Annotated in this window: 22 protein-coding genes; 5 read left to right on the top strand and 17 right to left on the bottom strand. The window is 71.0% G+C overall.

Features of this window, described 5'->3' with window-relative positions; genetic code table 11:
* The first annotated feature begins 17 nt into the window (after nucleotides 1-17).
* Nucleotides 18-821, top strand: coding sequence for an MBL fold metallo-hydrolase (locus J8403_RS42720; protein ID WP_211127925.1), 804 nt, complete (start codon nucleotides 18-20; stop codon nucleotides 819-821).
* 212 nt (nucleotides 822-1,033) lie between these two features.
* On the opposite strand, the gene J8403_RS42715 is transcribed toward J8403_RS42720, so the two are convergent.
* The gene (locus tag J8403_RS42715; RefSeq protein WP_211127924.1) at nucleotides 1,034-1,927 is read right to left on the bottom strand and encodes an NADP-dependent oxidoreductase; all 894 of its coding nucleotides are present in this window, start codon (nucleotides 1,925-1,927) and stop codon (nucleotides 1,034-1,036) included.
* Between the two features lie 70 nt (nucleotides 1,928-1,997).
* Between J8403_RS42715 and J8403_RS42710 the strand changes: the two genes are divergently transcribed.
* Nucleotides 1,998-2,606 carry a TetR/AcrR family transcriptional regulator gene (locus J8403_RS42710; RefSeq protein ID WP_211127923.1) on the top strand — a complete coding sequence of 203 codons (609 nt, stop codon included), beginning with the start codon at nucleotides 1,998-2,000 and terminating at the stop codon, nucleotides 2,604-2,606.
* A gap of 12 nt (nucleotides 2,607-2,618) precedes the next feature.
* On the opposite strand, the gene J8403_RS42705 is transcribed toward J8403_RS42710, so the two are convergent.
* Nucleotides 2,619-4,706: a HelD family protein gene (locus J8403_RS42705; protein WP_246586260.1), complete on the bottom strand. Its 2,088-nt coding sequence runs from the start codon at nucleotides 4,704-4,706 to the stop codon at nucleotides 2,619-2,621.
* A gap of 539 nt (nucleotides 4,707-5,245) precedes the next feature.
* Between J8403_RS42705 and J8403_RS42700 the strand changes: the two genes are divergently transcribed.
* Nucleotides 5,246-6,202, top strand: a complete 957-nt coding sequence (locus tag J8403_RS42700) for a MerR family transcriptional regulator (protein ID WP_211127922.1) — start codon at nucleotides 5,246-5,248, stop codon at nucleotides 6,200-6,202.
* 104 nt (nucleotides 6,203-6,306) lie between these two features.
* Nucleotides 6,307-6,957 carry an FMN-binding negative transcriptional regulator gene (locus tag J8403_RS42695; protein ID WP_211127921.1) on the top strand — a complete coding sequence of 217 codons (651 nt, stop codon included), beginning with the start codon at nucleotides 6,307-6,309 and terminating at the stop codon, nucleotides 6,955-6,957.
* 63 nt (nucleotides 6,958-7,020) lie between these two features.
* Here the strand turns inward: J8403_RS42695 and J8403_RS42690 are convergent, their stop codons facing one another.
* The 15 genes from J8403_RS42690 to J8403_RS42620 form a co-directional block, all read right to left on the bottom strand.
* Nucleotides 7,021-7,551, bottom strand: a complete 531-nt coding sequence (locus J8403_RS42690; protein ID WP_211127920.1) for a hypothetical protein — start codon at nucleotides 7,549-7,551, stop codon at nucleotides 7,021-7,023.
* A 226-nt stretch (nucleotides 7,552-7,777) separates the two neighbouring features.
* Nucleotides 7,778-8,611, bottom strand: a complete 834-nt coding sequence (locus tag J8403_RS42685; RefSeq protein WP_211127919.1) for a PIG-L family deacetylase — start codon at nucleotides 8,609-8,611, stop codon at nucleotides 7,778-7,780.
* Between the two features lie 457 nt (nucleotides 8,612-9,068).
* Complete coding sequence (locus tag J8403_RS42680; protein ID WP_211127918.1) at nucleotides 9,069-9,974, bottom strand: NADP-dependent oxidoreductase; 906 nt, start codon at nucleotides 9,972-9,974, stop codon at nucleotides 9,069-9,071.
* Between the two features lie 161 nt (nucleotides 9,975-10,135).
* The gene (locus J8403_RS42675; protein ID WP_211127917.1) at nucleotides 10,136-10,915 is read right to left on the bottom strand and encodes a maleate cis-trans isomerase family protein; all 780 of its coding nucleotides are present in this window, start codon (nucleotides 10,913-10,915) and stop codon (nucleotides 10,136-10,138) included.
* 80 nt (nucleotides 10,916-10,995) lie between these two features.
* The gene (locus J8403_RS42670) at nucleotides 10,996-11,478 is read right to left on the bottom strand and encodes a MarR family winged helix-turn-helix transcriptional regulator (RefSeq protein WP_211127916.1); all 483 of its coding nucleotides are present in this window, start codon (nucleotides 11,476-11,478) and stop codon (nucleotides 10,996-10,998) included.
* Nucleotides 11,479-11,554: 76 nt separating this feature from the next.
* A complete protein-coding gene (locus tag J8403_RS42665; RefSeq protein ID WP_211127915.1) occupies nucleotides 11,555-12,415 on the bottom strand; it encodes an alpha/beta fold hydrolase in 861 nt (286 codons plus the stop codon).
* A gap of 62 nt (nucleotides 12,416-12,477) precedes the next feature.
* Nucleotides 12,478-13,140 (bottom strand): isochorismatase family protein, encoded by a 663-nt coding sequence (locus J8403_RS42660; RefSeq protein ID WP_211127914.1) that lies wholly within the window; start codon nucleotides 13,138-13,140, stop codon nucleotides 12,478-12,480.
* Nucleotides 13,137-13,844, bottom strand: a complete 708-nt coding sequence (locus J8403_RS42655) for an SRPBCC family protein (protein ID WP_211127913.1) — start codon at nucleotides 13,842-13,844, stop codon at nucleotides 13,137-13,139. The genes J8403_RS42660 and J8403_RS42655 overlap by 4 nt, the downstream gene beginning before the upstream one ends.
* Nucleotides 13,845-13,847: 3 nt before the next feature.
* Nucleotides 13,848-14,381: a (2Fe-2S)-binding protein gene (locus tag J8403_RS42650; RefSeq protein WP_211127912.1), complete on the bottom strand. Its 534-nt coding sequence runs from the start codon at nucleotides 14,379-14,381 to the stop codon at nucleotides 13,848-13,850.
* Nucleotides 14,378-16,750 (bottom strand): xanthine dehydrogenase family protein molybdopterin-binding subunit, encoded by a 2,373-nt coding sequence (locus J8403_RS42645; RefSeq protein WP_211127911.1) that lies wholly within the window; start codon nucleotides 16,748-16,750, stop codon nucleotides 14,378-14,380. Before J8403_RS42645 ends, J8403_RS42650 begins: the two co-directional genes overlap by 4 nt.
* A complete protein-coding gene (locus tag J8403_RS42640) occupies nucleotides 16,747-17,595 on the bottom strand; it encodes an FAD binding domain-containing protein (RefSeq protein ID WP_211127910.1) in 849 nt (282 codons plus the stop codon). Before J8403_RS42640 ends, J8403_RS42645 begins: the two co-directional genes overlap by 4 nt.
* Nucleotides 17,596-17,657: 62 nt before the next feature.
* Nucleotides 17,658-19,055, bottom strand: coding sequence for an MFS transporter (locus J8403_RS42635; protein WP_211127909.1), 1,398 nt, complete (start codon nucleotides 19,053-19,055; stop codon nucleotides 17,658-17,660).
* Between the two features lie 114 nt (nucleotides 19,056-19,169).
* Nucleotides 19,170-20,438 (bottom strand): FAD-dependent monooxygenase, encoded by a 1,269-nt coding sequence (locus J8403_RS42630; RefSeq protein ID WP_211127908.1) that lies wholly within the window; start codon nucleotides 20,436-20,438, stop codon nucleotides 19,170-19,172.
* Nucleotides 20,439-20,511: 73 nt separating this feature from the next.
* Nucleotides 20,512-21,543 (bottom strand): 2,5-dihydroxypyridine 5,6-dioxygenase NicX family protein, encoded by a 1,032-nt coding sequence (locus J8403_RS42625; RefSeq protein WP_211127907.1) that lies wholly within the window; start codon nucleotides 21,541-21,543, stop codon nucleotides 20,512-20,514.
* Nucleotides 21,544-22,015: 472 nt separating this feature from the next.
* A complete protein-coding gene (locus J8403_RS42620; RefSeq protein ID WP_211127906.1) occupies nucleotides 22,016-22,987 on the bottom strand; it encodes a LacI family DNA-binding transcriptional regulator in 972 nt (323 codons plus the stop codon).
* A gap of 578 nt (nucleotides 22,988-23,565) precedes the next feature.
* Between J8403_RS42620 and J8403_RS42615 the strand changes: the two genes are divergently transcribed.
* Nucleotides 23,566-25,137 (top strand): purine-cytosine permease family protein, encoded by a 1,572-nt coding sequence (locus J8403_RS42615; RefSeq protein WP_211127905.1) that lies wholly within the window; start codon nucleotides 23,566-23,568, stop codon nucleotides 25,135-25,137.
* The last annotated feature ends 32 nt before the right edge of the window (nucleotides 25,138-25,169 follow it).

The following is a 25,169-nucleotide window of genomic DNA, read 5'->3' as shown; positions in this document are numbered from 1 at the left end:
CATCCGTGAGGTGTCTGGTGTCTTCTCTCCCCGCAACGACCAGCCGGTTCCCCGTCCGCGCCTTCGGCGGCCCGACCGCCCTCCTCGAGTACGGCGGTCTGCGGTTCCTGACCGACCCGACCTTCGACGGCCCCGGCGACTACGGCCGGCCCGGCCGCCCGCTCCTGACCAAGACCGCCCCCTCCGCCACCACCCCAGCCGACCTCGGCCGCGTCGACGTGGTGCTGCTCTCCCACGACGAGCACCCCGACAACCTCGACACCTCCGGCCGGGACCTGCTCGCCGACGTTCCCCTCACCCTGACCACGCCCGGCGGCGGTGAACGCCTGGGCGGGCAACTCGGGGAGAAGGTCAGGGGATTGGCCGACTGGGAGTCCATCGAACTGGACCGCCCCGGCGGCGGCACGATCACCGTGACCGGCGTCCCCGCCCTCCACGGCCCCGGCTCCCGCGAGGAGGTCGAGCCGGTCGCCGGCCAGGTCGTCGGCTTCGTCCTGACCGGCGAGGGCCTGCCCACCGTCTACGTCAGCGGCGACAACGCCTCACTCGATGCGGTCCGCGAGATCGCCGGCCGCTTCCCCACCGTCGACACCGCTCTCCTCTTCGCCGGCGCTCCCCGCTTCCCCGTCCTCTTCGACAACCAGCTGATCGTCCTGGACAGCGCCCAGGCCGCCGAGGCGGCCGCGATCCTCGGCGCCCGCCGCGTGGTCCCCGTCCACTACGACAGCTGGGCCCACTTCACCGAGGGCCGCGACGACCTGACGGCCGCCTTCACCGCCGCCGGGCTGGACGACCGCCTGGACTGGGGCCGGCACAACTGACCCGGGGCGGCTGGAACACCGACGCAAACGGCGAGCTCTCTCCCGCGCCGGTCGCCTCACCGAGGCCCGGCGGGCGGGCCCCGACCCGGAGACCGCGTGGCGGTTTGTACGGCCGGGGCCGGTGGCCACGGCCGGTTCCGGCCGACCGGCTGCCGACGTACTCCACCGTCGAGCAACCGCCTGCCGGGCCCTGCGACCGCGCGGGACAGGCATCAGATGACTATGACGCGGCGCCCGCGCGTGTGACCGGCCTGGCTGTCGATGTGCGCCGCAGCGGCCTCCGCGAGCGTGTACGACTTCTCGACCGGGATGTGGAGCCTCCCCCGCGAGATGAGACCGGCCGCCTCGGCCAGCGCCTCCGGCACGCTCCCGGCCACGCCGGAGAACCGGACACCGAACTCCGGCGCACCCAGATCCGCGATGGAGATCACCCGCTGCGGATCCCCGGTCAGCTCGACGAGTTCACGTATCACGCCCGAACCGGCCAGATCGAGCGCCGCGTCGACATGGCCGAGCTCTCGCACCCGCTCGACCCAGCCCTCGCCGTACGTCGTGGCCACGGCACCCAGGCTCCGCAGATAGTCCTGGTTCGCCTCCCCCGCCGTACCGATCACCGCGATGCCACGCTCGCGGGCGATCTGCAGCACCGCCGACCCCACTCCCCCGGAGGCGCCGCTGACCAGCAGCGTCTGCCCGGGCTGCACACCGACCTCGCGGATGATGCGCAGCGCGGTCTCCACCACGGAGGGGTACCCGGCCGCCTCCTCGAATGTCAGCCCCTCGGGCATCCGGGCCCAGGCCGACAGCACGGCGAACTCGGCATAGGTGCTCGCCCCTTCGCCGAACACGTGGTCGCCGACCTCGATCCCTTCGACCCCCTCACCGACCTCGTCCACCACCCCGGCGGCGTCCAGTCCGACCCCGGAGGGCAACTCGACCGGATGGGCCCCCAGGACCTGGCCCTCCCGAATCCTCCAGTCGACGGGGTTCACGCCCGCCGCGCGCACAGCGACACGTACCTGGCCGGGGCCCGCATGGGGCTCCTCGGCATCGATGAGTTGCAGAACATCCGGACCGCCGAACTCGGCGAAGCTCACTCTCTTCATGCCGCCGACCGTAGCACTAACGGTTAGCGTTTAAAAACGGTTACGGGTTCGTATCTGATAGTGTCAGGGCATGACCGTGCCGACCGGACGTCGTGAGCGCAAGAAGGCCGCGACCCGCCAGAAGATCGCCGACACCGCCCTGCGGCTCTTCCTGGAACACGGATACGACGCGGTGGGCATCCGCGACGTGGCCACCGAGGCCGACGTCGCCGTCACCACGCTCTTCTCCCACTTCGCCTCGAAAGAGGCCCTGGTGTTCGAGCAGGACGAAAACTTCGAGCAACGCCTCACGCAGGCGGTCACCGGCCGGGCGCCGCATGAGCCCCTCATCCCCGCACTGCGCCGCGAGATCCAGGCTCTGGTGCGCCATTGCACGGCGGACGGCGCCGCCCCCATCTGGCAGATGATCGACGCATCGCCCGCCCTGCGGGAGTACGAGGAATCGATGAGGCTGCGCCACGCGGAGGCGCTGGCAACGGCCATCGCCGCCGACCCCGACCTCGCACAGACCACAACGGCCTGCCGCGCGATCGCGAGGTTCGCGATCGACGCCTTCTCACTGGCCCGCGAAGCCGCCGACCCACAGGCCGCAGTCGACGAGATCTTCCACATGATCGAAGCCGCCTGGAAGGCCACCAGTCCTGCCCCGGGTGCGCCAGGAGCCGCTTCCTCCACGTAGCACGACGGCCCGTCAGGCGGGCTGGACGGTCATCGTGCAGAGCCGCTTGGTGGCCCGGGTCAGGGCCACATACAGGTCCCTCTCCCCACTGGGACGGGCCGCGACGATCTCCTCAGGACTCACCACGACGACGCCGTCGAACTCCAGTCCGCGGGCTTCGGATGCCGGCACAACCCGTGCGTGCTGGGCGATCCCCGCAGCCATCAGATCGTCCAGCCTGGTGTCCGCGCAGATCACCCCGAGGAGCTCGCCGGGGTACGCGGCGGTCTGCGCCTCGAGCTCCCGGGTGACAGTGGCGGCCAGCGCATGCGGCGGCGTGGCCACGGTGCGCGGAGTCTCGCCACGGCGGAGTGACCGTGTCGGTGTCTGCTCCGGAGCGATCCGCGCGAGAAGGTCTCGGGTGGCGTCCAGGATCTCCTGGGTCGTGCGGTAACTGACGCTCAGGGTATGGAGGTTGAACCGCGGGCCGAGATGTGGGCGCAGCGCCTCCTTCCAGTCGCCTGCCGTCGCGACCGGGCCCGCCTGGGCGAAGTCGCCCACCAGTGTCATCGCCCGTGCTGGGCAGCGGCGTACGATCATCCGCCACTGCATGGCGGTGAGTTCCTGTGCCTCATCGACGACGACGTGCCCGTATGTCCGCTCGGGCGGGCCGTCGATCAGGCTCGCCGCCTCGTCCAGCACTGGTACATCGGCATCGGTCCACGGGTCGCCCGGATCGCGCAGCAGGCGGGACCGCTCGTCATCGGTCAGCCGGGGCAGATGCTCCGTGAGGGCGTCGGCGTCGGTCAGGAGCGCCCGCACGAGATCGCCCGGCACCAGGCGCGGCCACAACATCTCCACGGCGCGGTCGACGTGGTCGTCGTCCAGGAGACCGGCCCGGACGGCGTCCGCGTCGAACTCGTCGGCCGGTCCCGTGGCGGGGGCGTCATCGTAGCCGAGCTGGTGCAAGTCGGCCGCCACCATCTGGTCGAGGTTCTCGCTCGTCAGCTCGGTGACCTCGGCGTCGAACCGCTCCAGGATGTCGCCCGTGGTGCGTTGCAGCGCATCGGTGACGGCGTCGGCCAGGAGCTCCTTGAACACCTGGCGCGCGCGGTTGTGTCCCAGCCCGGTCGCCACGGCGGCGTCGCGTGCCGTGGCCACCACGTCATCCGGGAGGCGCACCCATTCCCGTCCGACCCGCACGGCGAAGCCGCCGTGCGGGGCCTGCCGGAAGCGCATCAGGCCGGCCAGCGCACCGGCCAGCGCGGAACCGCCCTTGAGCCGCGCCACGTCGAAGGGCTCCAGGGTGTCCGGCAACACTCCGGCCAGTTCCTGGCAGGTCGCCAGAACGACCTGGCTCTCGCCGAGCGAGGGCAGGACCTGGGAGATGTAGTCGAGGAACCGCGCGTTCGGCCCGACCACGAGGACACCGTGCTCAGCGGCGCGCGGGAACGCGTACAGGACATAGGCCGCCCGGTGCAGGGCGACCACCGTCTTGCCGGTGCCGGGGCCGCCCTGGACCACCGTCACTCCACGGTGCGCGGAGCGGATGATCTCGTCCTGCTCGGCCTGCAGCGTCGCGACGGCCGCCTGCATCCGGCCCGTCCGCCGCATCGAAAGGGCCTCCGCCAACGGGCCGTCGCCCACGACGTCTTCGGCACTCGGGGCGGAGCCGTCCAGCAGTTCGTCGCTCACCGCGACCACCGTGCGCTCCTCCAGGCGAAGGTGCCCGCGGCGCCGCAGACCCATCGGATGGACCGGTGTCGCCTCGTAGAAGGGCCGCGCCGCGTTCGCGCGCCAGTCCACCAGCAGGGGCAGGTCGTCGTCCTCCGTCTGCAGCCCGATCCGTCCGATGTGCAGGGTGGTGCCGTCCGCCCCGTCGACACGGCCGAAGGCCAGCCCGTCCTCCGCCCCCCGCAGTCGGCCGATCTCCCTGGCCAGACGTTCCGCGGCGACCTCTCGCTCGTACGCCTCACCGGCGCTCTCGGCCGGGGCCCTGAGCACATCCGCCCGGTGTGCCCGCGCCTGTGAGAGCCGCTCGGTGAGGAGCTCGTACAGCGTGGACACATGGGCTCGTTCCAGATCGACCTGACGCACAGCGGGGTCGTTCACCTGCGACAACAAGGGGCTCCTCCCGGTTCGGGCCACCACTATGCGGCCGGAGTCCCTGGAAGGTAAGTCTTGACTTACCTGAGTTGATCATCGCGCGAGGAGTGAGAGTGGGCCTGCCTCGGGTAACGCGGATCCGCGCTTTTCTGCTGGGCGGGGATCAGGCATAGATCCGGTGGTAGAGGTCCTGGATGCCGCCGGTGGTGGGTACCACGGGGTTGTTGGCGGGCAGAGGCCGCTGAGGCAGTCGACCAGCTTGTCGGCGGCGGCGATGTCGCTGTCCGCGGTGGTCGCGGCTCCCAGGGCGCGGGCGCAGTCGGCGCATCGGCTGGGCACCGCGTGCGCGGAGAAGGCGGTCACCGCGGGGAAGAGGCCGCGCTCGCCCGGGTCGCCGACGCGGTCTCCGGCCAAGGCGTACGGTCCTCCGCGGCACCGTGAATCCGCCCCGTGATGCCCGGCGCGTCCTGGCGGGCCGAATCGAGCGAGCGGGCCGGACCGGCGCTTGACCTTACCCCTGAGGGCAAGGTCTAGCGTTGATTGAGGTGAACGGCATGAAGATCAGTGAACTCGCACGTCGGGCCGGCGTGACGACCAAGGCAGTGCGCTACTACGAATCGCTGGAGTTGATCACACCCGAGCGCCTTTCCAACGGCTACCGGAACTACACCGAGGACGATGTGCGCCTTGTGCGTGAGATCAGGACTCTCCAGCGGCTGGGGATCCCCGTCGAGCGCACCCGGCCGTTCCTGGAGTGCCTGGCCGCCGGACGCCCGTACGCCGACGACTGCCCGGCCTCGCTGGCGAGCTATCGGGAGGCCATCGATGAGCTCACCGAGCGCATCGAGGCGCTGACCGCCCGCCGCGCGACACTGATCGGCAACCTCAACGCTGCCGCCCACCGGGGCAGCGGCGTCGGCTCACCCGAGGAGACCGGGAGGGGAAGCGGGGAGTATCTGACCCTGCCCGCGGACCTGCCCGTCCCCGAGGACGACGGCGCCGCGGATCAGCTGCCCGGCGCCAAGGTGCCGCCGATCGTCCTGCGGAACACGGCGGACAAGGCGATCCGGCTGGACGCGCTCGGCCCCCGCCGTGCGGTGATCTACATCTATCCGCTCACCGGCCGCCCCGGCACCGACCTGCCCGAGGGCTGGAACTCCATTCCCGGGGCCCGCGGCTGCACCCCCGAGACCTGCGGTTTCCGCGACCACTTCCAGGACCTGCTCGAAGCCGGCGCCGGCCGGGTATTCGGGTTGTCCAGCCAGGACACCGACTACCAGAACGAGGTCGTGGAACGGCTGAGGCTGCCGTTCGACATGCTCTCCGACCCGGCTCTCAGCCTGGCCGACGGCCTCGGTCTGCCCACGTTCGAGGCCGACGGGAGACGGCTGTTCAAGCGGCTCACCCTCATCGTCCGCGACGGGGCGGTCGAGCACGCCTTCTATCCGATCTTCCCGCCGAACGAACACGCCCAACAGGTACTGACCTGGCTGCGCGAGCATCCCCTGTAGGACCGGGCACCAGCGCCCGAGCCGTATCCGATACCCGCGTTCGATCCCCGCATCACCACACCCACGACCACCCCATGTATCACCATGCGCACGAAAGGCCGACCATGTACGTCCCCCAACACTTCGCTCCCGACGAGGACGCGGTCCGTGACCTGCTGACCAACCACGGCGCGTCCGACCTGATCACCCTGACCCCGCAGGGCCTGATGGCCACACTGCTGCCCTTCGAGTACGACCCGGACGCCGGGGAGAAGGGGGCTCTCATCGGGCACATGGCGCGCGCCAACGGCCAGTGGCGGGAGCCGGTCCAGGGCGAGGCCATGGTGATCGTCCGCGGGCCGGAGGCGTACGTGACGCCGTCGTGGTATCCGACCAAGGCCGAGCACCACCGTGTGGTGCCGACCTGGAACTACATGATCGCCCACGTGTACGGGAAGTTCGTCGTGCACGACGACCCGGTCTGGATCGAGGCGCAGATCCGCCGTCTGACCGACCGGCATGAAGCCGACTTGGCCGAGCCCTGGTCCGTCGATCAGGCCCCGGCGAAGTTCGTCGAGCGGCAGTTGCGCGCCGTCGTCGGTGTCGAGGTGGTCATCAGCCGTATCGAGGCCAAGTTCAAGCTCAGCCAGAACCAGCCGCGGGAGAACGTCGAGGGCGTCATCTCGGGCCTCGAAGCTCGCGGCCGGGCCGACGACGGCGCGGTCGCGGCGGCGGTGCGTGCCCACAACCCGCACTCCCCCACCGCCACCTCCTGACCACCGCCGCACGGCGGCTGCCGCCGCGCCGGCATCGTGTGCCGGCGTGGACCCCGGGTCCGGTCAGCGTCCCCGGCCCTGGGGGAACTGCCCGAGGTGAACCGCACGATGGACGACCACCGCCAGGGCCCGGAGGTCCTCGGTGAAGGAATCGACGCGGATCCGGCGTCCGCTGTGCAGCCGGATCTCGCACGTAGAGCCCATGCCCCGGGCGTCGGCGAGCGGCCGGCCGTCACCACCGCTGGTACTTACCTGTGCGACGTCCTCCCAGGGGATCACGGTGGCGGTGCCCGCCACCCGGTGGGTGAACCCCCGCTCATGGATGTCGAAGCTCTGCTCCCGGGTACGGAACGCCTGCACCAGGCGCCAGATGCCCAGACCCCACCCCACCAGGCCGACCCCGAGCAGCAACCCCGCCAGCCCCGGGGCCCCATCGGTGGTGCCCACCGACGCGATCGCCACCGGCACCCCGAAGGCGGTGCCCACAGCTCCGACCACCAGCCAGATACCAACCTGCCGCAGGCGCCGCGCGCCGTGGGTGCGGTGCTCCCGCACGAATCTCCCCAACTGCTTGGCCGCATCCGTACGCCTCATCGGGCCCCCTCCCAGGTCGTGGACACCTCAAACTATCCCTCCCCACGACGCCTCGGGCAGGGCGGCGACCGTCTGGATGAACTCGTCGGCCGGCGCATCGGCCGGGCGGCCAACGGACGCGAGGAGTGTTTCCGGCGCCGACCGACCGGCTCACCCGCCCTCGCTGCCCGACCGGGGCCCGGCGCAGGAGCCGATGAGCTTCCCGGGCCCCGGTCGGACGGGCGGATCAGCGCAGTCCGGCGAAGAGATCGTTCTCCGGCAGGGCCGCGCCGGTGGAGTCCTGGACACGTACGAAGGTCTCCATGCCCATCAACTCGCCGAATCTCTCCTTGCCCATCTTGAGGAAGACGATGTTCTCGCCCTGGCTGGCGTGTGCGGCCAGCGCGTCGAACTTCTGACCGCTGAATGCGGTGGTGTCCACCCACGTGGCGATCTCATCGTCGGGGAGGCCGATCTCGGCCATCGCGGCGGCCTCGGCAGGATCCGGCTCCGGCATGTCCTCATGGAACTCGCGCATGATCTCCCCGAACCGCCGCATCATCGAGTGGGGCATCGTCGTCCAGTACACCTTCGGTGTCAGGTCGGTCATCTCCAGCGCCGCCATCGTGATGCGGTGGGCCTGGATGTGGTCGGGGTGGCCGTAGAAGCCGTTCTCGTCATAGGTGACGACCACATCGGGGCGGTAGTGCCGCATGAGTTCCGCGAGTCGGGCGGCGCCTTCCTCCACGGGAGTCTGCCAGAAGGATCCGGGGGCGTCGTTGCTCGGCCAGCCGATCATTCCGGAGTCGGCGTAGTCCAGCATCTCCAGATCGCTGATCTTCAGGACCTCACAACTCGCCTCGAGTTCTTGACGGCGCATCGAGGCAACGGTGGCTGGATCGTGGCCGGGATCGCCCGGCTTGACACCTCCCGGTCCATCACCGCACCCGCCGTCGGTACACGTCACCAGAACCGTGCGGATGCCTTCCGCCGCGTACCGCGCGAGGATCCCTCCGGTCCCGGTGGCCTCGTCATCGGGGTGGGCATGCACTGCCATGAGCGTCAAGGGCCGGTCAGTCATCACAACAGTCCTCCTGCGGAAATACGTCTTGGTCCGAGTGCGCGGCGGGTGTTCCGCGATCCCCGGGGCCGGGGTCCAGTCGGGGCGGATGACCTTGTTCCCACCCGTGTGAGGCCGGTCCCCCGGTCGATGCAACGGTGCCGGCCGTGCCGGCTGTTCCCGGCACGGCCGCTTGACCTTCCCGGACGTCGGCGTCCCGCTGCGGGGATGCCACCGGGCATCGGGTCCTGCCCACGCGTCCGCGTCGAGGGTGGGGACCACCTGGCCGATGTGGGCAGGCTGCGGGCCGAGGCAGAAAGGGCCCGTCAGCAAGCTGACGGGCCTTCATGCGAGATCGAGGCCAACGGAACGATCTCCGAGGTGGTTGGATCACCGTTGGATCACTCCGGGCCGGCGATCCGGAGGTGCGGGCTTCCCGCGGCCGACGCCGCGGGAAGCCCCGAACGGTGGGACAAGCTCAGACGCGGACCACGATCTTCCCCCGCGTGTGTCCGCGCTCGGCGTATGCGTGCGCTTCCGCGATCCGTTCGAGCGCGTAGGTCCGCTCGATGCGCGGTGTGTAGCGGCCTTGCCGACCGAGTTCGCCCGCTGCGGCGAGGAGCGTGGGGTCGTTCTCGGCGTTGGCCAGGTGCACACCCAGCCGATGGGCGTTGGCGTAGTCGGCGACCGTCGACACACGAGCGGGGTCGCCCACGATCGCGACGAGATCGGCCAGGGACCCGGAGCCCGCGGTGTCGAGCGCGATGTCGACACCGTTCGGAGCCAGGACGGCAAGGCGCTCCGCGAGGCCGGTGCCGTAGGTGGTGGGAACGGCTCCGAGCGAGGTGAGGAACGCGTGGTTGCGCTCTCCGGCCGTCCCGATCACGGTGGCGCCCTGAGCCACCGCGATCTCGACCGCGGCACTGCCCACGCCTCCGGCGGCCCCCTCGACGAGCAGGGTGCGCCCCCGCAGGGGGCCGAGCGCCTTCAGCCCGCCCATCGCGGTCACGGATGCCAGACCGGCGCCGGCGGCCTCCTCGTCGGTCCATGTGGTGGGCGCGGGGGCCCAGGCCGAGAACACGGCCAGCTCCGCCGTCGCGCCGGTGACGCCGCCCAGCCCGAAGACACGGTCGCCGATGCGCACCCCCTGCACGCCCTCACCGATCTCGTCGACCGTGCCGACGGCATCACGCCCGGGCATCGCGGGCAGGTCCACGGGGAGCACCTCGCGCACCGCACCGGAACGCACCTTCCAGTCGACGGGATTGACACCGGCCGCCGCGACACGGACGCGGATCTCGCCGGGCCCGGGATGCGGGTCCGGCACCTGCTCGACCACAAGGGTCTCCACACCGCCGTACTCGTGATAGCGGACTGCGCGCATGACGTTCTGCCCTTCCACACGGCCTGAACCGGCCGTTCGTGAGGTCAGTGGGGTGAATGCTCGGCGGGCGCCGACATCCACCACGCTAAAAGCTCACGTTGGCGTCAGGGGCAAGTCGGGCGGCCCGCCCGGACAGAGTGGTCCGCCAGGTGCCGGCGAGGCTATTCCGGGGCGCTCCGGGCGGGGACGGGGAGGCGGCCGCCGAGGAGGCTGCCGGCGCCCGGCACCTGCGGGGGCAGGCCGAGTTCGGCGAGGATGCGGTACGCCGTGGCGGTGGCCGCGGACAGGACGGGCAGGCCGATCGCGTCCTCGGCCGGCTGGATCGACGGCAGTGACGGCATCTGGACGCATGCCGACAGTACGAGCGCGTCGGCACGTGACAGGTCCAGGCGCCGCCAGTGGTCGAGGAGATCCGCCGGGTCCAGCCGGGCGACGGCGAGATTGTCCGGTACCTCCAGGCTCAGCGCGTCCACGACCTCGATGTCCGCGTCCTCGATGTAGTTCGCGACCAACCCGGTGAGCGGCTTCATATACGGCGTGATGATCGCGACCCGCTTGGCCCCGAGTGCCTTGATGCCGTCGAGAAGGGCACCGGCGCTGGACACCACGGGTGCCTGGGCGCCCTGGGCTCGCAGCACGGTGGTGATCTCGTCCTCCGCCGTGCAGTGGTACCCCGCGCCCTGGGCCATGATCGCGACGAGACAGGCCGTGGCGACGACGTCCGGGCGTGCGTCGGCGAGTTCCAGCGCGGCTCGCTCGGTCTGCGCGTTCATGGCGCGCAGCTGCTCGGGGGTCACCTGCCGCATGCGCATCCGGCTGCTGTGGAACACGAACCGGTCCTCGGGGACCGCCGACTCGCGCAGCCGCAGGATCCGGGGCAACTCCGTTTCCATGGTGAGGTTCGAGCTGGGCACGATCAGGCCGACGTGGTGATCGGTCACGGAATCCTCCGGTTGTCCGGTGTACGGGACTCGCCGACGACCCGCGGGCCCGTTCCCGTGGCCTGCCGTGCCACGGCGGTTCACCCGTCCTCGGTCAGTTGCTCCCAGTGGTCGGCGAGGGATGCGAGCAGATGTGTGATGTCGTCGCGCTGCTGTGGTCCGTACGGCTCCAGGAGTTGTTCGTCGAGCAGTCGGGCGCGGCGGTTCGCGTCGTCGAGGGTGTGTTTGCCTTCCTCGGTCAGATAGAGCAGTTTGCGCCGGCCGTCGTCGGCGGCCGTTCTGCGGACGATCAGGCCGCGCTTCTCCAGCCGGCGGGCGACGTCCGTCATGGTCGACGTATCGAGGGCGACCGCTGACGCCAGCGATCGCTGGTCGTGCCCCGGGCTCGCGTCCACAACCTGGAGTACCGCGAACTGCGGCCCGGTCAGGAGCGGGTCGACCGCCCTGATCCAGACGGCGAGGTATGCCTGGTACAGGCGCCGGACCTGGTATCCGGGCGCGGTCGTCAGCGCGGCGGGTGGCCGGGGCGTCGCGGACGTCGAGGGTGCGGTTTCGTCAGCCATGGCGCCTACTTAAGCACGCCACGTCATCGCCCCCGCGCGGGGATGGAACGGCCGGGGAATCGGGGAGAGCCACCGGTCAGGCGAGCATCGGGCGCAGTTCTTCCCGCAGGCTCGCGAGGGCGGCGGGAGGGTTGTCCCAGAACAGCATGTGGCCGGCGTCCGGTATCCGGCTCAGTGAGGCCGTGGGGTTGTTCCGGGCCGCCTCCGCCGCGCCCATCTCGGTGACCACGGGGCTGTCCGCGCCGTACAGCAACGCCGTGGGGCCGGGGACGGAGGGCCACCAGTCGAAGAAGTCCTCGCTCTCGAAGCCGCGGTGGGTGGCCTTGATGGCCTCCTCGCCGCAACTGGCCAGCCAGCGGGCCCTCAACTCCAGCTCCCGGTGCGGCCACCGAGGCCACGCCCCGGCCACTTCCGCGGCGGTGGTGCCGCGTACGGCCTGTGCCAGCTGGTCCAGGAAGGCGTCCACGGGTGTCGGATAGGGACCGCGCCCCGGGCCGCTCATCGGCGGGTCGCCCAGGACCGTGCCCCGGAGCGGGACCTTGTTCCGCGCCGCGGTGGCCGCGGCGATGCGCGCGCCCATGGAATGCCCGAACAGCACCGGCCGGTCGAGCCCGAGCCGCATGACGACGGCCTCCGTGTCCTCGGCGTACTCCTCCAGGCTGTAGCCGCCGCCGTCGTCGGACAGCCCGCGCCCCCGGACGTCGACGACCACCGGACGTACGAGGTCGGTCAGCTCACGCACGACGAAGTCCATCGTGATCGCGGGACTGGTGATGCCGGGCAGGACGAGGAGCGGGACACCGGGGCCGCCGTAGTCGAGGACATGCAGGCGAGTGGCGCCCGAGCGCACCCAGCGGCTCGTGGCGGGCACCTCGGCGAGATCGGCGAGCGCGCTCTGCGACAGGCTACGGGCAGCCGGGTACGGGTGCGGGGTCATGCGGCCTCCAACGGCGGGTGGTGCGGATGGGGCAAGTGGCGGGTGGTGCGGAGGGGGCAAGGTCATGGCGCTGCGGCCGGGAGCGCCGAGAGGTAGGCGATGGCCTCCTCGAGGCCGATCACGTCGCCGTACTTGGCCTGGATGTCGAACAGGTTGGCCTCATGAGGACCCGGCGCGCGGTCGCCGACGCATTCACGCGGCACCAGCACCGAGAATCCGGACTGCACGGCGTCGACCGCGGTGGCCCGCACGCAGCCGCTGGTCGTCGCACCGCAGACGAGCACGGTGTCGCGGCCGAGCCCGGTCAGCAAGGAGGCCAGCGCCGTGCCGAAGAACGCGGAGGCGCCCTTCTTGGCGATCATGTGGTCCCGTGCCGCGCGCGGCAGCCGTGGATCGATCGTGACTTCCTCACTGTTCTCGACCAGGGCTCGCATGCCGCGCGCCTTGTGCAGCCAGGTCACCGCGTCTCCGGTCGCCTCGGCCGAGGTGTAGGCAATGGTCGTGAAGACGACCGGCACTGAGGCGGGACGGCCTGCCTCGATGAGCGCGGACGTCGCACCGACCACCTCGGTCAGATCGGCCCCCGACGGGAACCGGTCCTCGGTGAATCCGCGCGTCAGATCGACCACGACGATCGCCGGCCGGTCGCCGCGCCGGACCGGCGCGCCGAAGCCCGCCCGTTCGTAGGTGTGTTCCGTGTCCGGTCCGTACGGCGCCTGGCTCACAACGCCCCCCGCAGGGTGCGCAGTTCGCGTGACTGGGCGCGCATCCGGCCGACGAGCCAGCCCTGGACGAGACCGAGCGCGAACGCCCCGGCGAGCATCCCGTACTTGGCGGCGGCGGGGCCGAACACCATGGACACGCCGTCGAGTTCGGATTGCGCAGCGGGAGCGGCCGGCGTGCGGGCGGGGTGTGCGGCGGCGGGTGCGGCGGCTGACGGGGCGGCGGGCACCGCGGACAGCGGTCCGGGGTGCCCGGCGGCATGGTCCTGGTCGAGCAGACCGGCCAGGTTCTGCGCGAACTGCCGCAGGATTCGCTCCGACACGGCGCCGATCGCCCCCTTGCCGAACTGAGCGATCTTGCCCCGGATCACCAGATCCGTGGCGAGCTGGAGCAGCGCGCCCTCGGGTGCGCCCAGCACATCGAGGACGACTTCGGCCTCCGCGTCGCCGCTTCCGTGCGTGTCGGCGCCGCGGGCGTGGACGCGCAGCCGCCGGTGCTCGGAGTCGACTTCAAGGAAGCGGACCGTGCCGGCGTACGAGGCCGTGATCGGCCCGACTTTGACCTTTACGCTGCCCTTCCAGGTGTCCCCGTCCTGTCCTTCGAGCGCGGCGCCCGGCATGCACGAGGCGACCCGTTCGACGTCGTTCATCAAGGTGAAGACGGCATCGGGTGAGGCTTTGACCGGAATGGAGTTGGTGAGCTGCACGGGTCAGTCCTCCTTGCTGGGGCACGCCCGTGCGCAGGCCCGGCGGCGGGCCGTCGCACAGGCGTCGATCGCCTCGACGATGGTCTGGTAGCCGGTGCACCGGCACATGTTGGCGGCGACGACCTCCCGGATCTCCTCCTTGGTCGCCTCGGGCCGCTCGGCGAGGAAGCCCTCGGCGAGCATGAGGAACCCCGGTGTGCAGAATCCGCACTGCAGGGCGTGGTGCTCGCCGAACGCCCGCTGGAGGTCGCTCAGCCGGTTGCCGTCGGCGAGGGATTCCACCGTACGGATGCGGGCACCTTCGGCCTGTGCCGCGAACATCAGGCAGGCACGCACCGGCCGGTCGTCGACGAGTACGGTGCAGGCGCCGCAGATGCCGTGCTCGCACCCGACGTGGGTTCCGGTCAGGCGCAGCTCGTGGCGGAGCACATCGACGAGGGTGCGGCGGGCTTCGGTGATCACCTCGTGCTGCTCGCCGTTGACGTTCAACGCGATGAGCTGTGGCTCCCGCGGCGTCATCAGGGTGTCATCGGTCATGGAACGGGCTCCGGGTTCAGGGCGCGGTGCACGGTCTGTGGCGTGATGGGCGTGTGGTCGAGTTCGGTGCCGGTGGGGCGCAGGGCGTCGTTGACGGCGTTGAGGACGGCGGCGGGCGCCCCGATGGTGCCGCCCTCTCCGGCGCCCTTCGCTCCCGTGGCGGTGAACGCGCACGGGGTTTCGAGGTGGTGGACCGACACCTCGGGGATCTCCTGGGCCGTGGGCACCTTGTAGTCCATGAAGCTCGTCGCCGACGGCTCGCCGGCCGCGTCGTAGGTCACCTCCTCGTACAGGGCACCGGCGATGCCCTGCGCGATCCCGCCCCGGCACTGTCCCTCCACGACCTGCGGGTGGATCGCGACGCCGCAGTCCTCGACGCACACGTATCGCAGGATCTCCACCTGCCCCGTGTCCTGGTGGAGCTCGACGACCACACCGTGGGTGGCGTTGGAGAACGTGCCGTCGTTGAACACGTCGAAGGTGGCGGTCGCGGTCAGCCCCGGTTCGATGTCCTTGGGCAGCAGGTCCGCCCGCAGGTAGGCGACCTCGGCGATCTCCTGGTGGGTGAGCACGTCACGGGCACCGTCGCCGCCTCGGCGGCACACCTGGCCGCCCGCCAGCTCCACCTGTTCCGGCTCGGTGTCCCACAGGGCGGCGGCGATGGCGCGCAGCTTGTCGCCGAGTCGCTCGGCGGCCAGGCGCACCGCACTGCCGCCGACGGTGATGGACCGGCTCGCGAAGGTGCCCCAGCCGTAGGTGACCCGGTCGGTGTCGCCCTGGTGGAGCCTGACCCGGGCGATGTCGAGGCCGAGTGCGTCGGCGACGATCTGCGCCATGGTCGTCTCGTGGCTCTGCCCATGGCTCATCGTGCCGGTGGTGACCGTCACCGCGCCGCTGGTGTCCATCCGTACCTCGGAGATGTCGAAGCCCGGCACCACCTGCATCTTGCGCTGCGCGAAGGCCGAGGAACCGTATCCGGTGCGCTCGCTGAAGCAGGCGTAGCCGATGCCGATGTGCCGTCCTTCGGCCGCCGCCGCGGTCCGCGTGTCGTACCAGCCCTCGTCCCTGACGACCCGCTCGCACAGGTTCAGGGACTCCAGGTACGAGCCGGGGTCGTAGGTGATGTCGTTGACGCCCGTGTAGGGGAAGTCGGTGATGACATTGCGGCGGCGGATCTCCACCGGGTCCAGGCCGAGTTCGCGGGCGGCGCGCTCGAAGAGCCGCTCCACGACCATCACGTACTGCGGGCGGCTCACACCCCGGTACGGTGCGGTCGGCGCCTTGTTGGTGGTGATGGCCCGGCCGCGGACCCGGTAGGCGGGCACCTTGTACACCCCGGGCATCTCGGCGGACGCCATCAGCGGCTCGATGCCCGCGGTGAACGGGTAGCAGGAGTAGGCGCCCATGTCGCACACCACGTCCGCGTCGAGAGCGAGGATCCGGCCGTCGGTGTCGAAGGCGGCGCGCGCCCGGTAGTGCTGCTCGCGGGCGAGAAAGGACGCGGACAGGGCGTCCTTGCGGTCCTCGATCCACTTCACCGGCCGCCCGAGTCTCAGCGCGGCCGCGGCGGCCGCGATCTCCTCGCGTCCGACCACGCACTTCTGGCCGAAGCCGCCGCCCATGTCGGGGACCACGACCCGCACGGCTCGCTCGTCGAGGCGCAGGCAGCGCGAGGCGACCGTTCTCACCTGGTGCGGGACCTGGGTGCAGGTCTGGAGGAGGAGTTGCTCCTCGCGGTCGTCCCAGTGCGCCACGGCGCCGCGGGTCTCCAGCGGCAGCGCGTTCTGCCGGCCGGTCGTGACGTCCACCTCGACGACGCGATGCGCCGCGTCGAAGATGTCGTCGATCCCGTCGGTCGCGAAGAGCGAGACGTCCACGAGGGTGTTGCGGGCGGCCTCGTCGTGGACGAGCACCGCGTCGTCGGCGAGCGCCGTCTCCTCGCCGAGGACAGGTGGCAGCGGGGCGTACTCCACCCGCGCCGCCTCCAGGCCGTCCTCCGCGGCGTAGGCGTCGAGGCCCACGACGATCGCGAGCGGCTCCCCGACGTAGCGGACCTTGTCACGGGCCAGGACCGGCATGGCGGTCGGCACGAACTGCGACCGGGGACGTGCCAGCTGAGCGGTGATGTCTCCGATGGCCAGGTCGTCCGCGCTGAACGCCGCCACGACGCCCGGGACGCGGCGTACCGCCGACAGGTCCAGGGACATGATCTCGCCGTGCGCGACCGTGCTGCGCACGAACTGCGCGTGCAGCATGCCGGGCAGGGCGATGTCGTCCACGAACCGGCCGCGCCCGGACACCAGCCGCCGGTCCTCCCGGCGCGGGACCGACCGGCCCACCAGCGGCCGCCCGCTTTCCTGAGGTGTCATCGGGACATCGCCTCCTCACAGGCGCGCCGGACCAGGGTCCGGACGAGTTCCTTGCGGTAGTGCGAGTCGCGGGGCGCGTCGCCCGCGGAATCGGCGGCCGCCGCCGCGGCGGCGGCGCAGGCGTCGAAGGAGCCGCCGCCGGCCAGCACCGCCTCCGCCTCCGGGACGCGGATCGCCGCCGCCGCCACACCGCCGAGCGCCACCCGGCCGCCGCGTACGGCGCCGTCCACGACGTCGAGGTCCACGGCCGCCGCCACGATCGCGAAGTCGCCACGTCGCTCGGCGAACTCGGTGAGCGCCGCGTGCGGCGCCGTCCGTGGAAAGACGATCTCCACCAGGAGTTCGTCCGGGGCGAGGGCGGTCGTGTAGTAGCCGAGGAAGAAGTCCCCGGCCGCGATCGAGCGCTCGCCCAGGGGGCCGCGTACGACGAACTCGGCGTCCAGCAGCACCGCGAGCAGACACCATTCTGCGGTGGCGTCCGCGTGTGCCATGCTGCCCCCGACCGTGCCGCGGGTACGGATCGGCAGATGCCCGATCCAGCCCATGGCCCGGCGCAGCACCTCGAAGCCCTGCGCGAGGGTGCCCGCCGGGTCCCTCTCCACGGTGTGGTGGGTGGTGAGTGCCCCGATCCGCAGCGCCCCGGCGGTATCCCGGTGCATGCGGTCGAGCTCCCGGAGGCCGCCGATGTCGACGAGGTGGTGCGGACGGGCCAGCCGGAAGTTCATCATTCCGACCAGGCTCTGTCCGCCCGCGATGGGCTTGGCGTCGTCACCCAGCTCGGCCAGCAGCCGGACGGCGCCGGCCACGTCACGGGCTCGGTGATACTGAAAGGGCGCGGGCTTCATGGGTTTCCTGTCCTCCCTTGCGTGGGTCGCCCCGTGTGCGGTGCCGTGCGGGTCCCGGCGGCCTAGACCACCGTCTGTTCGCGGACCGCGCGAGGGTCCTGAGCCCGGACGTCCGCGGTGTCCCCGTCCAGGGCCCGGCCCTTCGTCTCCGGCGCCGCGATGGCCATCCACACGACGGCGACCAGCACCGCGAGTCCGAGCACGGCGAACGTCACGGCGAGCCCGAGCACCGGCCACATCACCGACCCGAACAGCAGCGGCGCGAACCCGGTGAGTGCCCGGCTGACCGAGGAGGCCCAGCCGAACCCGCTGGCCCGCAGCGGGGTGGGGTACAGCTCGGAGACGTAGGCGTACATGGCGGGGATGGCGAGCTGCATCACGAAGCCGAACACCGCGATCGCCACGACGGACCCGGTCGGCGCCCTCATCACCAGCGCGAACACCACCAGCGCGAGGGCGGCGACCGGAGCCGAGACCCCGATGAGCCACTTGCGGCCGACCACGTCGACCAGGGCGGTGGAGACGAGGACGCCGAGGATGCCGACGCCGCTCATCACGGTGGTGTTCATGAAGCTGGCGGTGTCCCCCAGGCCCTCCTCCTTGAGGATGGAGGGCATCCAGCTGAGGGCCGCGTAGTACACGAGCATCACGGTGGCGAACAGCGCCCAGGCCACGGAGGTGACGCGCGGGCTGTGCGCCCAGATGTCGCGCAACTGCTCCACGGCGGCGGTCACCCCGCGCCGGCCGGTCCCGGCGACGGGCTCCGGGATGACGTACGGCTCGGCCGGCGCGCCGGTACGGGCGACGAGATCGTCGATGACGGCCCTGGCCTCGGCCTCGCGTCCCTTCTTCGTCAGGTAGACCGGTGACTCGGGGATGCCCCGGCGCACCCAGAACAGCAGGAGCGCGGGCAGCACCATGGTCGCCAGCATCCAGCGCCAGTTGCCGTCGAGGGGGACCATCACCGTCGAGACGAGACCGCACAGCGTCACACCCACCGGCCACCACAGGTCGAGCGCGGTGAGCACCCGGCCGCGGTACGCCCGCGGCGAGAACTCGCCCACCAGGGCGTAGTCGACGGGGATGCAGCCGCCGAGCCCCACACCCGCGAGGAAGCGCAGGGCCAGGAAGAGCGGGTAGGTGGGTGCGAGGGCGCCCAGCACCGAGAACAGGGCGAAGATCAGCAGGGTGACGCTGAACGCCTTCGTGCGTCCGATGCGGTCCGCGACCGCGCCCCAGGCGATGGCCCCCACGGCCATGCCGACGAGGTTGGCGGTCGCCACGAGCCCGCGCCCGCCGAGCGAGAGGCCGAAGTGCGAACCCAGGAGCGGCATGAGGAAACCGTTCAGGGCGATGTCGTAGGCGTCGAAGAGGTAGCCGAGACCTCCGATGATGAAAATGCGTCCCTGGACGCCCCATCTCCACGGAAGTTCCTGAACGATCTGATCACCGGTTTTCATGTTCGCTCCACGGTGGTCGCGTATCGGGTGCATGCCGCGCCATTGCCGGTGTGGTACGCACAGCTCGGGCGTGCGGGTCGTCAGTGCGCGGTGCTCCCGCCACTGGCGGTGGGCTCAGCGGGCGAACTGGTAGGAGAACGCCCCCAGATCCGGGTCGTTGAGCGGGGTTCCGCTCCACAGCCAGTCGTAGGACACGTCCGACTCGCCGTCGAAGTGGGTGAGCTTCTCGTCCCTGGCCCGCTGCTCCGGGCCGTCGGCCAGGTGGTAGAAGGTCTTGTTCGCGAGCGACGCGTCCTGGACCATCCCGGCGTGCTTGGCACGCCGGTCGACGTAGCGGCGCAGCGCCCCCTCTATGCCGGAGGTGGTGACAGCGCCCAGTTCCTCGGCGAGTACGGCCGCGTCCTCCATGGCCTGCGAGGCGCCCTGCGCCTGGTACGGGAGCATCGCGTGGCAGGCGTCGCCCAGGAGGGCGACGCGGCCGTCGAGCCATACGGGGTCGCGGCGCCGGTAGTAGAGGGCGAAGGCCAGGACGTCCTCCTTCGCCTTGGACAGCATCGCCGGGACCCGGTCGTCCCAGCCGGGGAACGCCTCGACGAGGTCCTGCGCGGTGGCGGGAAGCGTCCAGTTCTCGCGGACCGCGTCCGTGCAGGGGACGCACGCCACGACGTTCAGGTAGTCGCCGCCCCGGATCATGTAGTGGACCAGGTGCCGGTCGGGCCCGTACCAGATGGTGCTCTGATAGCGGTCCACGAGCCAGCGGGTGGCCGGGTCGGCCGCGATGAGGTCACCGGGGATCAGGGCCCGGTAGGCCATCTCGCCGGAGAACAGCAGCGTGTCGGGGGCGCCCATGAGGTCGCGCACCCGGGATCGGACGCCGTCGGCGCCGATGATCACATCGGCGCCGTGGCGCCGTCCGTCCTCGGTGACCGCCACGGGCCGCACGGGGTCGGTGCGGTCCATGTCGACGACCTTGGTGGAGGTGTGGACCGCCACGACGGGCCCGGGGCCCGCGGGGTCCACACAGGCGTCCAGCAGCATGCGGTGCAGATCGGCCCGGTGGTAGTGCCAGTACGGGGCGTTGAACTGGTCCTTGCAGCGCTGTCCGAGCGAGGTCAGGCCGACGATGCGGCCGTCCGTCCACCGGCGCCGCACCTGGTCGAGCGGTTCCGTGCGGATGGCCTCCATCTGCCGGCGCAGCCCGAGGCCCATCAGGACACGGCTGGCGTTGGGCGCGGTCTGGATACCCGCGCCGACCTCGCCGAGTGCGGCGGCCTGTTCCAGGACGGTGACCCGCAGGCCGCGGTGGCGCAGCGCCAGAGCGGCGGTCAGACCGCCGAGTCCTCCCCCGACGACGGTGACTTCGAACGACTGACTGGACGCCACTCTTCCTCCAAAGTGCGGGCGCGTCATGGTCTGGTGTGCGGCGCGGCGGTACGGCGGCTCGCCCCGAAGGCGCTCAGCGGTCGGTGAGCGTCCCGGCGGTGACGACCTCGGTGCCGTCCACGGAGACGGTGCAGCCCCGCATGGCGATGTCGAGGTGGGCGTACGACTCGCGGCCCAGGACCGGGTGGGGACCGGTCGACCACAGGAAGTTCCCGGCGAACGCGCGGGCGTCCATGCCCATCAGCTCGTCCTTGCCGTACATCGCCGTGGCGAACCAGTCGGCCGTGCGCATCAGCCCCCAGCCCATGTGGGACAGGCTGCGTGCCCAACGGTCCTGTGCGTCGTCGAAGAACGTCGACAGCATCCGGGCCTGGGCTCCGCCGGAGACCTTCTCGATGTGGCCGTCGGCTACCTCAAGCGTGACGGGGCTGCTGACGTACTCCTTGAAGGGCAGCAGGATGTCGCCCTCGTCCAGCACGAGCTGTCCGTTGGAGATCTCGGGCCAGCACAGCACCATGGTGCTCGGCCAGTGGTCCCAGCGGCCCGGATCGTCGGCGAAGCCGCACTGGAACTCCGGCTTGGACCCCGCGAGCTGCACGGTCAGGTCGGTGCCCGCGTCCGAGGTGACGTGCATGACGGACGACCTCGTCAGCAGGTCGACGCCCTCCTGCACCTCCGCCTTGTCGTTGGCGTTGGGCAGATTGCGAATGAGCACGTCGGGCGCGTCGCAGATGAAGATGATGCGGGTGCCGGCCCGCCGGATCTCCTGCTGGACCGGCGCGTGGATGAAGCCCTCGCGGGTCAGGTCGACGACCAGGTCCGCGGATTTCAGCAGGTCCTGGGCGGCGCTGTCGTTCAGGACGGACAGCAGTCCGGGGCCCGCGCCGGTGTGTGTGCTCGGCATCGGTGCGGGGCTGCCCCCGGGAACGGTTGCCGCGATGACGTGTGCACCACATGCTTTGGCCGCGCCGAAGGCCGCCGCCACGTAGTCGCCCCGGCTGCCGGGCTCCGACAGTACGACCACGTGCTCGCCCTCGCGGACCTTGCACAGTCGCAACTCGCGGGTGAAGGCGTCGAGCAGATCGGCGGAAGAGAGATCGAACACGTTTTCCTCCCAGGTCGCTTGCGGTATCGACCGCGGCCTTGTGGTGGCGGCGGGCATGCCGCGGCCAGGCTCTGAGGGCGGCGGTCGAGGGAAATGGCGAAGAGCGGACGGGGCGCGGGGCCCCTCGCCGCCCATGGCGAACAGCGGGCTCGGGCCGGTTTGTGTCGTCCGGCCGACGGAGATAATCCGAACACGTACTATCTCCGCTTGGCAAGGGGTGTTCCCGGAGTTAACACGGATCTTCTCCGGCGATGCCGGCCAGGGCCGTCGCCGTCACGGCGCTGACCTGCGGTGGAACGTTCGCAGCCGATCCCGGGCCACCTCGGCCCGCGTGGTATACGGCTTCTCTGTCAGCCGGGCGGGCGGGCGATGGCCGTCTCGTCAATCGGTGCGCGGCCCTGGCGAGGCACTTCCTCAACGGCGGAGTGGACCCGCCACATCGACCGCCGGGCCGAAGGCCCCGGGGCCCCGGTCAGCCGCTGGAACCGCGGACCACGAGCTCGGGTTTCAGGACGACATCACCGCTGCCGCCATCGAGGAGGGCGAGTGATGCCTCGACCATGCGCTCGGCGGTCGAGGCCAGGGTGGTGAGCCCCGGCGCGGCGGTGCCGGAGATATACGTGCCGTCGAAACTCGTGATCGCGTACTCGGCGGGCACCCTTTTACCGGCGTGCTGAAGCGCGGTCAGCAGGCCGAGCGCGACCGTGTCGGCGGTGCAGATGATCGCGTCTGTGGCGCCCGGGTTCGCGAGCAGGAGCTTGGCCGCCTCGATGCCGCTCGCCACGGTGAAGTTCGGCATTTCCAGGACCTGGTCGTCCGGCCCGGCGAGCGCGCGGAACGCGGTGGTGCGCTCGATGCTCGACGAGGAGTCCTCCTGGGCGTCGACCATCAGGATGCCGCGGCGGCCCCGCGCCCGCAGGTGATCCGCGAGCAGGCGGACCCCCGCCGCGTTGTCGAGCCGCACCGACGGCGCCTCGACGCCTCGCGCACGGCGGTCGACCTGCACGACCCGGTTGGACCGCGCGAGCTCCGTGATCGCCGCGCCGCTCCGCTCGAACGCCGCGGGCACCACGAGCACCGCGTCCACCAGCACCCGGTCCATGGCGCCGAGCTGGCGCTGCTCGGTCTCCGGGCTCTCGCCGGTGTCGATCGTCACCAGCCGCTTGCCCTGAAGATCCAGGCGGCGCGAATACGCCGACACCAGCTCAGCGAAGTACGCGTTGGCGATCGCGGGAACGACCAGCGCCAATGAATCCGTCGACTGAATCCGCAGCGCCCGCGCCGCCGCGTTCACCCGGTAGCCCAGTTCCTCGCAGGCGTTCCGCACCCGCAGCGCCAGCTCCGGATCGACATTGCGCTGAACACCGGAGAGCACACGACTCGCCGTCGGCACCGACACCCCCGCGCGCAACGCCACGTCCTTCAAGCCGATGCGCGCGCCCATCCTGAACTCCCCTGGCTGCTGCCCGTCGATGCTATCAGGGCGGTTTCGGCGACCCGTTGACGCGGCAGGGGCCAGCGTGCTTAGGTTCGGAAATGGTTTTCCGACGGGGAGATTACCGCATGACGACCCGCCGCAGGCCCCGGGAGGCGGCGGGCGAGTGCTTGCCGTCGGATCGGTGAACCTCCGCCCCAGCCACACACTGCCGCGCCTGCCGCACGGTACTGAGCGGATGCGCACCACCGGGCACGCGCAGGCGGGCGGAGACAAAGGCGCACCCCAGTCCCTCGCCGGTCTTCTGCCCACCCCGGTCCCGGCCGCCCCCGGCGCCGACGACGCGTCCACCGACGCGCCCGCCGCCCCTGCCACCAGCGGATTAGCGGTCCACCCCACCGCCTAGCGGTCCGCCTCACCGCCGCATACGGGTCCGCCGCGCCCGCGATGGCCGTCACCCCGCACGCCGCACGCGGAGCCGCGTCGACCCCGGACGCGGTCGACGCACCCCTCGAAACGCGCACCCACGACTTCCCCGAACTCAAACCGCCCCTCCCCCATCGCCATACGTCGAAAGGCGCCCTTCCATGAGCAATGAGGCTCAGCAAGGTCGTAGAGGCACGACCGTCGAATCGAACGGCGTCAATCCCGTTCCCGATGCCGAACGGCGCGGGAAGCCGCAGGGGCTGTTCGCCGTATGGTTCGCCTGGAACATCTCGATCCTCGGCATCAGTTACGGCATCTTCGTCTACGGCCTCGGCCTGAACGTCTGGCAGACGATCGTCGCCGGGACCGCCGGCTACCTCGCCTCGGCCACCCTCGTCGGCATCCTCGCGGTCGGCGGGCCCCGCACCGGACTGCCGACCCTCGCCCAGACGCGCTTCGCGTTCGGCATGAAGGGCAACAGGATCCCCGCGTTCTTCGCCTACCTGTCCAATATGGGCTGGAAGGTGACGATCATCACCCTTGCCTCGACCACCGGTGCGAACCTGTTCGCGAAGCTGTGGCCCTCGGTGTTCGCCGACGCGGACGGGTCGAGCGCCACGTCCACGATCGTGCTGTGGTTCGTGCTCGTGCTCGCCGTGACGATGGCGGTCTCCGTCCTCGGCCACGAGCTCATCATGAAGGTCGAGGTCTGGATCTCGTGGGTGACCGGCATCATGACGGTCGCCTTCCTCGGATTCATGGTGCCCGAGATCGAGTGGGCACACCTCGGTGTCACCCCCGCGGGCGGACCGCTGGTGTTCATCGGCGGCATCATCATGGCGATGACCCTCGTCGGCCTCGGCTTCCTCAACTACGGCGGAGACTTCGCCCGTTACCTCCCGCGGGAGACCCCGGCGCGCGGCGTGATCGGCTGGACGGTCGCCGGGCTCAGCCTGCCGGTTGTCATCCTCCTCGCCGTCGGCGCGCTGCTCGTCGGCGGGGATTCGAAGCTCGGTGCCGCCACGGCGTCCGACCCGATCGGGGCGCTCACCGCGCTCCTGCCGATGTGGTTCTTCGTTCCGTTCTCCATCGTGATCGTCATCTCGCTCGTTTCGGCCGCCATCACCGGCATGTACAGCTCCGGCCTCGCGCTCATGGCGGTCGGCGTACCGCTGCGCCGCTCCGTGACGACCGCGATCAACGCGGTCATCATCGCGGCGGGCGCCTTCTATCTGCTGTTCATCTCCACCTCGTTCCTCGCGACGTTCCAGTCGTTCCTGTCGCTCATCGCCGTGATGATGGGCACCATGGGCGGCATCCAGCTCGTCGACTTCATCCGGCAGCGCCGCATGGGCTGGAACACCGATATGGCGAACCCGCGCGGCTACGGCGGCCGCGACGGGCGCTGGACGGCGATCGTGAGTCTGATCACCGGAACGGTCATCGGTCTCGGCCTCGTGACGAGCTCCGACCCGAACTTCGGGAAGATCACGGGATTCCTCCTCACCGAGCAGGGCCGCACCGGCGTGTTCGGTTCGAGCGGGCTCGGCATCGTCATCGCCCTGGCGCTCGGCGCCGCGCTCTACGCGATCCTCACGTTCGGACTCCGGCTGGATCCGAAGCCCGACTACTCGCTCGTGACCGCGGGCGAGACCGCTCGCGGGGAGGGCGGGCTCCCGGTACCGACTCCCGGCGCGGACGGCAGGCACGTTGCCGACCGCACGGAGCGCTGACCAACCCGTGGCGGCGAGGCCCGCGCGGGACT

Origin of the sequence: Streptomyces yatensis, from assembly GCF_018069625.1 — a bacterium.
Classification (GTDB): Bacteria; Actinomycetota; Actinomycetes; order Streptomycetales; family Streptomycetaceae; genus Streptomyces; species Streptomyces yatensis.
This window is presented reverse-complemented; position numbering and strand designations above follow the sequence as displayed.

Bases quoted from the DNA above. Each gene is read 5' to 3' on its own strand.
- J8403_RS42715 (WP_211127924.1), bottom strand. From the start codon at position 1,927: ATGAAGAGAGTGAGCTTCGCCGAGTTCGGCGGTCCGGATGTTCTGCAA.
- J8403_RS42710 (WP_211127923.1), top strand. From the start codon at position 1,998: ATGACCGTGCCGACCGGACGTCGTGAGCGCAAGAAGGCCGCGACCCGC.
- J8403_RS42700 (WP_211127922.1), top strand. From the start codon at position 5,246: ATGAAGATCAGTGAACTCGCACGTCGGGCCGGCGTGACGACCAAGGCA.
- J8403_RS42695 (WP_211127921.1), top strand. From the start codon at position 6,307: ATGTACGTCCCCCAACACTTCGCTCCCGACGAGGACGCGGTCCGTGAC.
- J8403_RS42690 (WP_211127920.1), bottom strand. From the start codon at position 7,551: ATGAGGCGTACGGATGCGGCCAAGCAGTTGGGGAGATTCGTGCGGGAG.
- J8403_RS42685 (WP_211127919.1), bottom strand. From the start codon at position 8,611: ATGACTGACCGGCCCTTGACGCTCATGGCAGTGCATGCCCACCCCGAT.
- J8403_RS42680 (WP_211127918.1), bottom strand. From the start codon at position 9,974: ATGCGCGCAGTCCGCTATCACGAGTACGGCGGTGTGGAGACCCTTGTG.
- J8403_RS42670 (WP_211127916.1), bottom strand. From the start codon at position 11,478: ATGGCTGACGAAACCGCACCCTCGACGTCCGCGACGCCCCGGCCACCC.
- J8403_RS42665 (WP_211127915.1), bottom strand. From the start codon at position 12,415: ATGACCCCGCACCCGTACCCGGCTGCCCGTAGCCTGTCGCAGAGCGCG.
- J8403_RS42650 (WP_211127912.1), bottom strand. From the start codon at position 14,381: ATGACCGATGACACCCTGATGACGCCGCGGGAGCCACAGCTCATCGCG.
- J8403_RS42645 (WP_211127911.1), bottom strand. From the start codon at position 16,750: ATGACACCTCAGGAAAGCGGGCGGCCGCTGGTGGGCCGGTCGGTCCCG.
- J8403_RS42640 (WP_211127910.1), bottom strand. From the start codon at position 17,595: ATGAAGCCCGCGCCCTTTCAGTATCACCGAGCCCGTGACGTGGCCGGC.
- J8403_RS42635 (WP_211127909.1), bottom strand. From the start codon at position 19,055: ATGAAAACCGGTGATCAGATCGTTCAGGAACTTCCGTGGAGATGGGGC.
- J8403_RS42620 (WP_211127906.1), bottom strand. From the start codon at position 22,987: ATGGGCGCGCGCATCGGCTTGAAGGACGTGGCGTTGCGCGCGGGGGTG.
- J8403_RS42615 (WP_211127905.1), top strand. From the start codon at position 23,566: ATGAGCAATGAGGCTCAGCAAGGTCGTAGAGGCACGACCGTCGAATCG.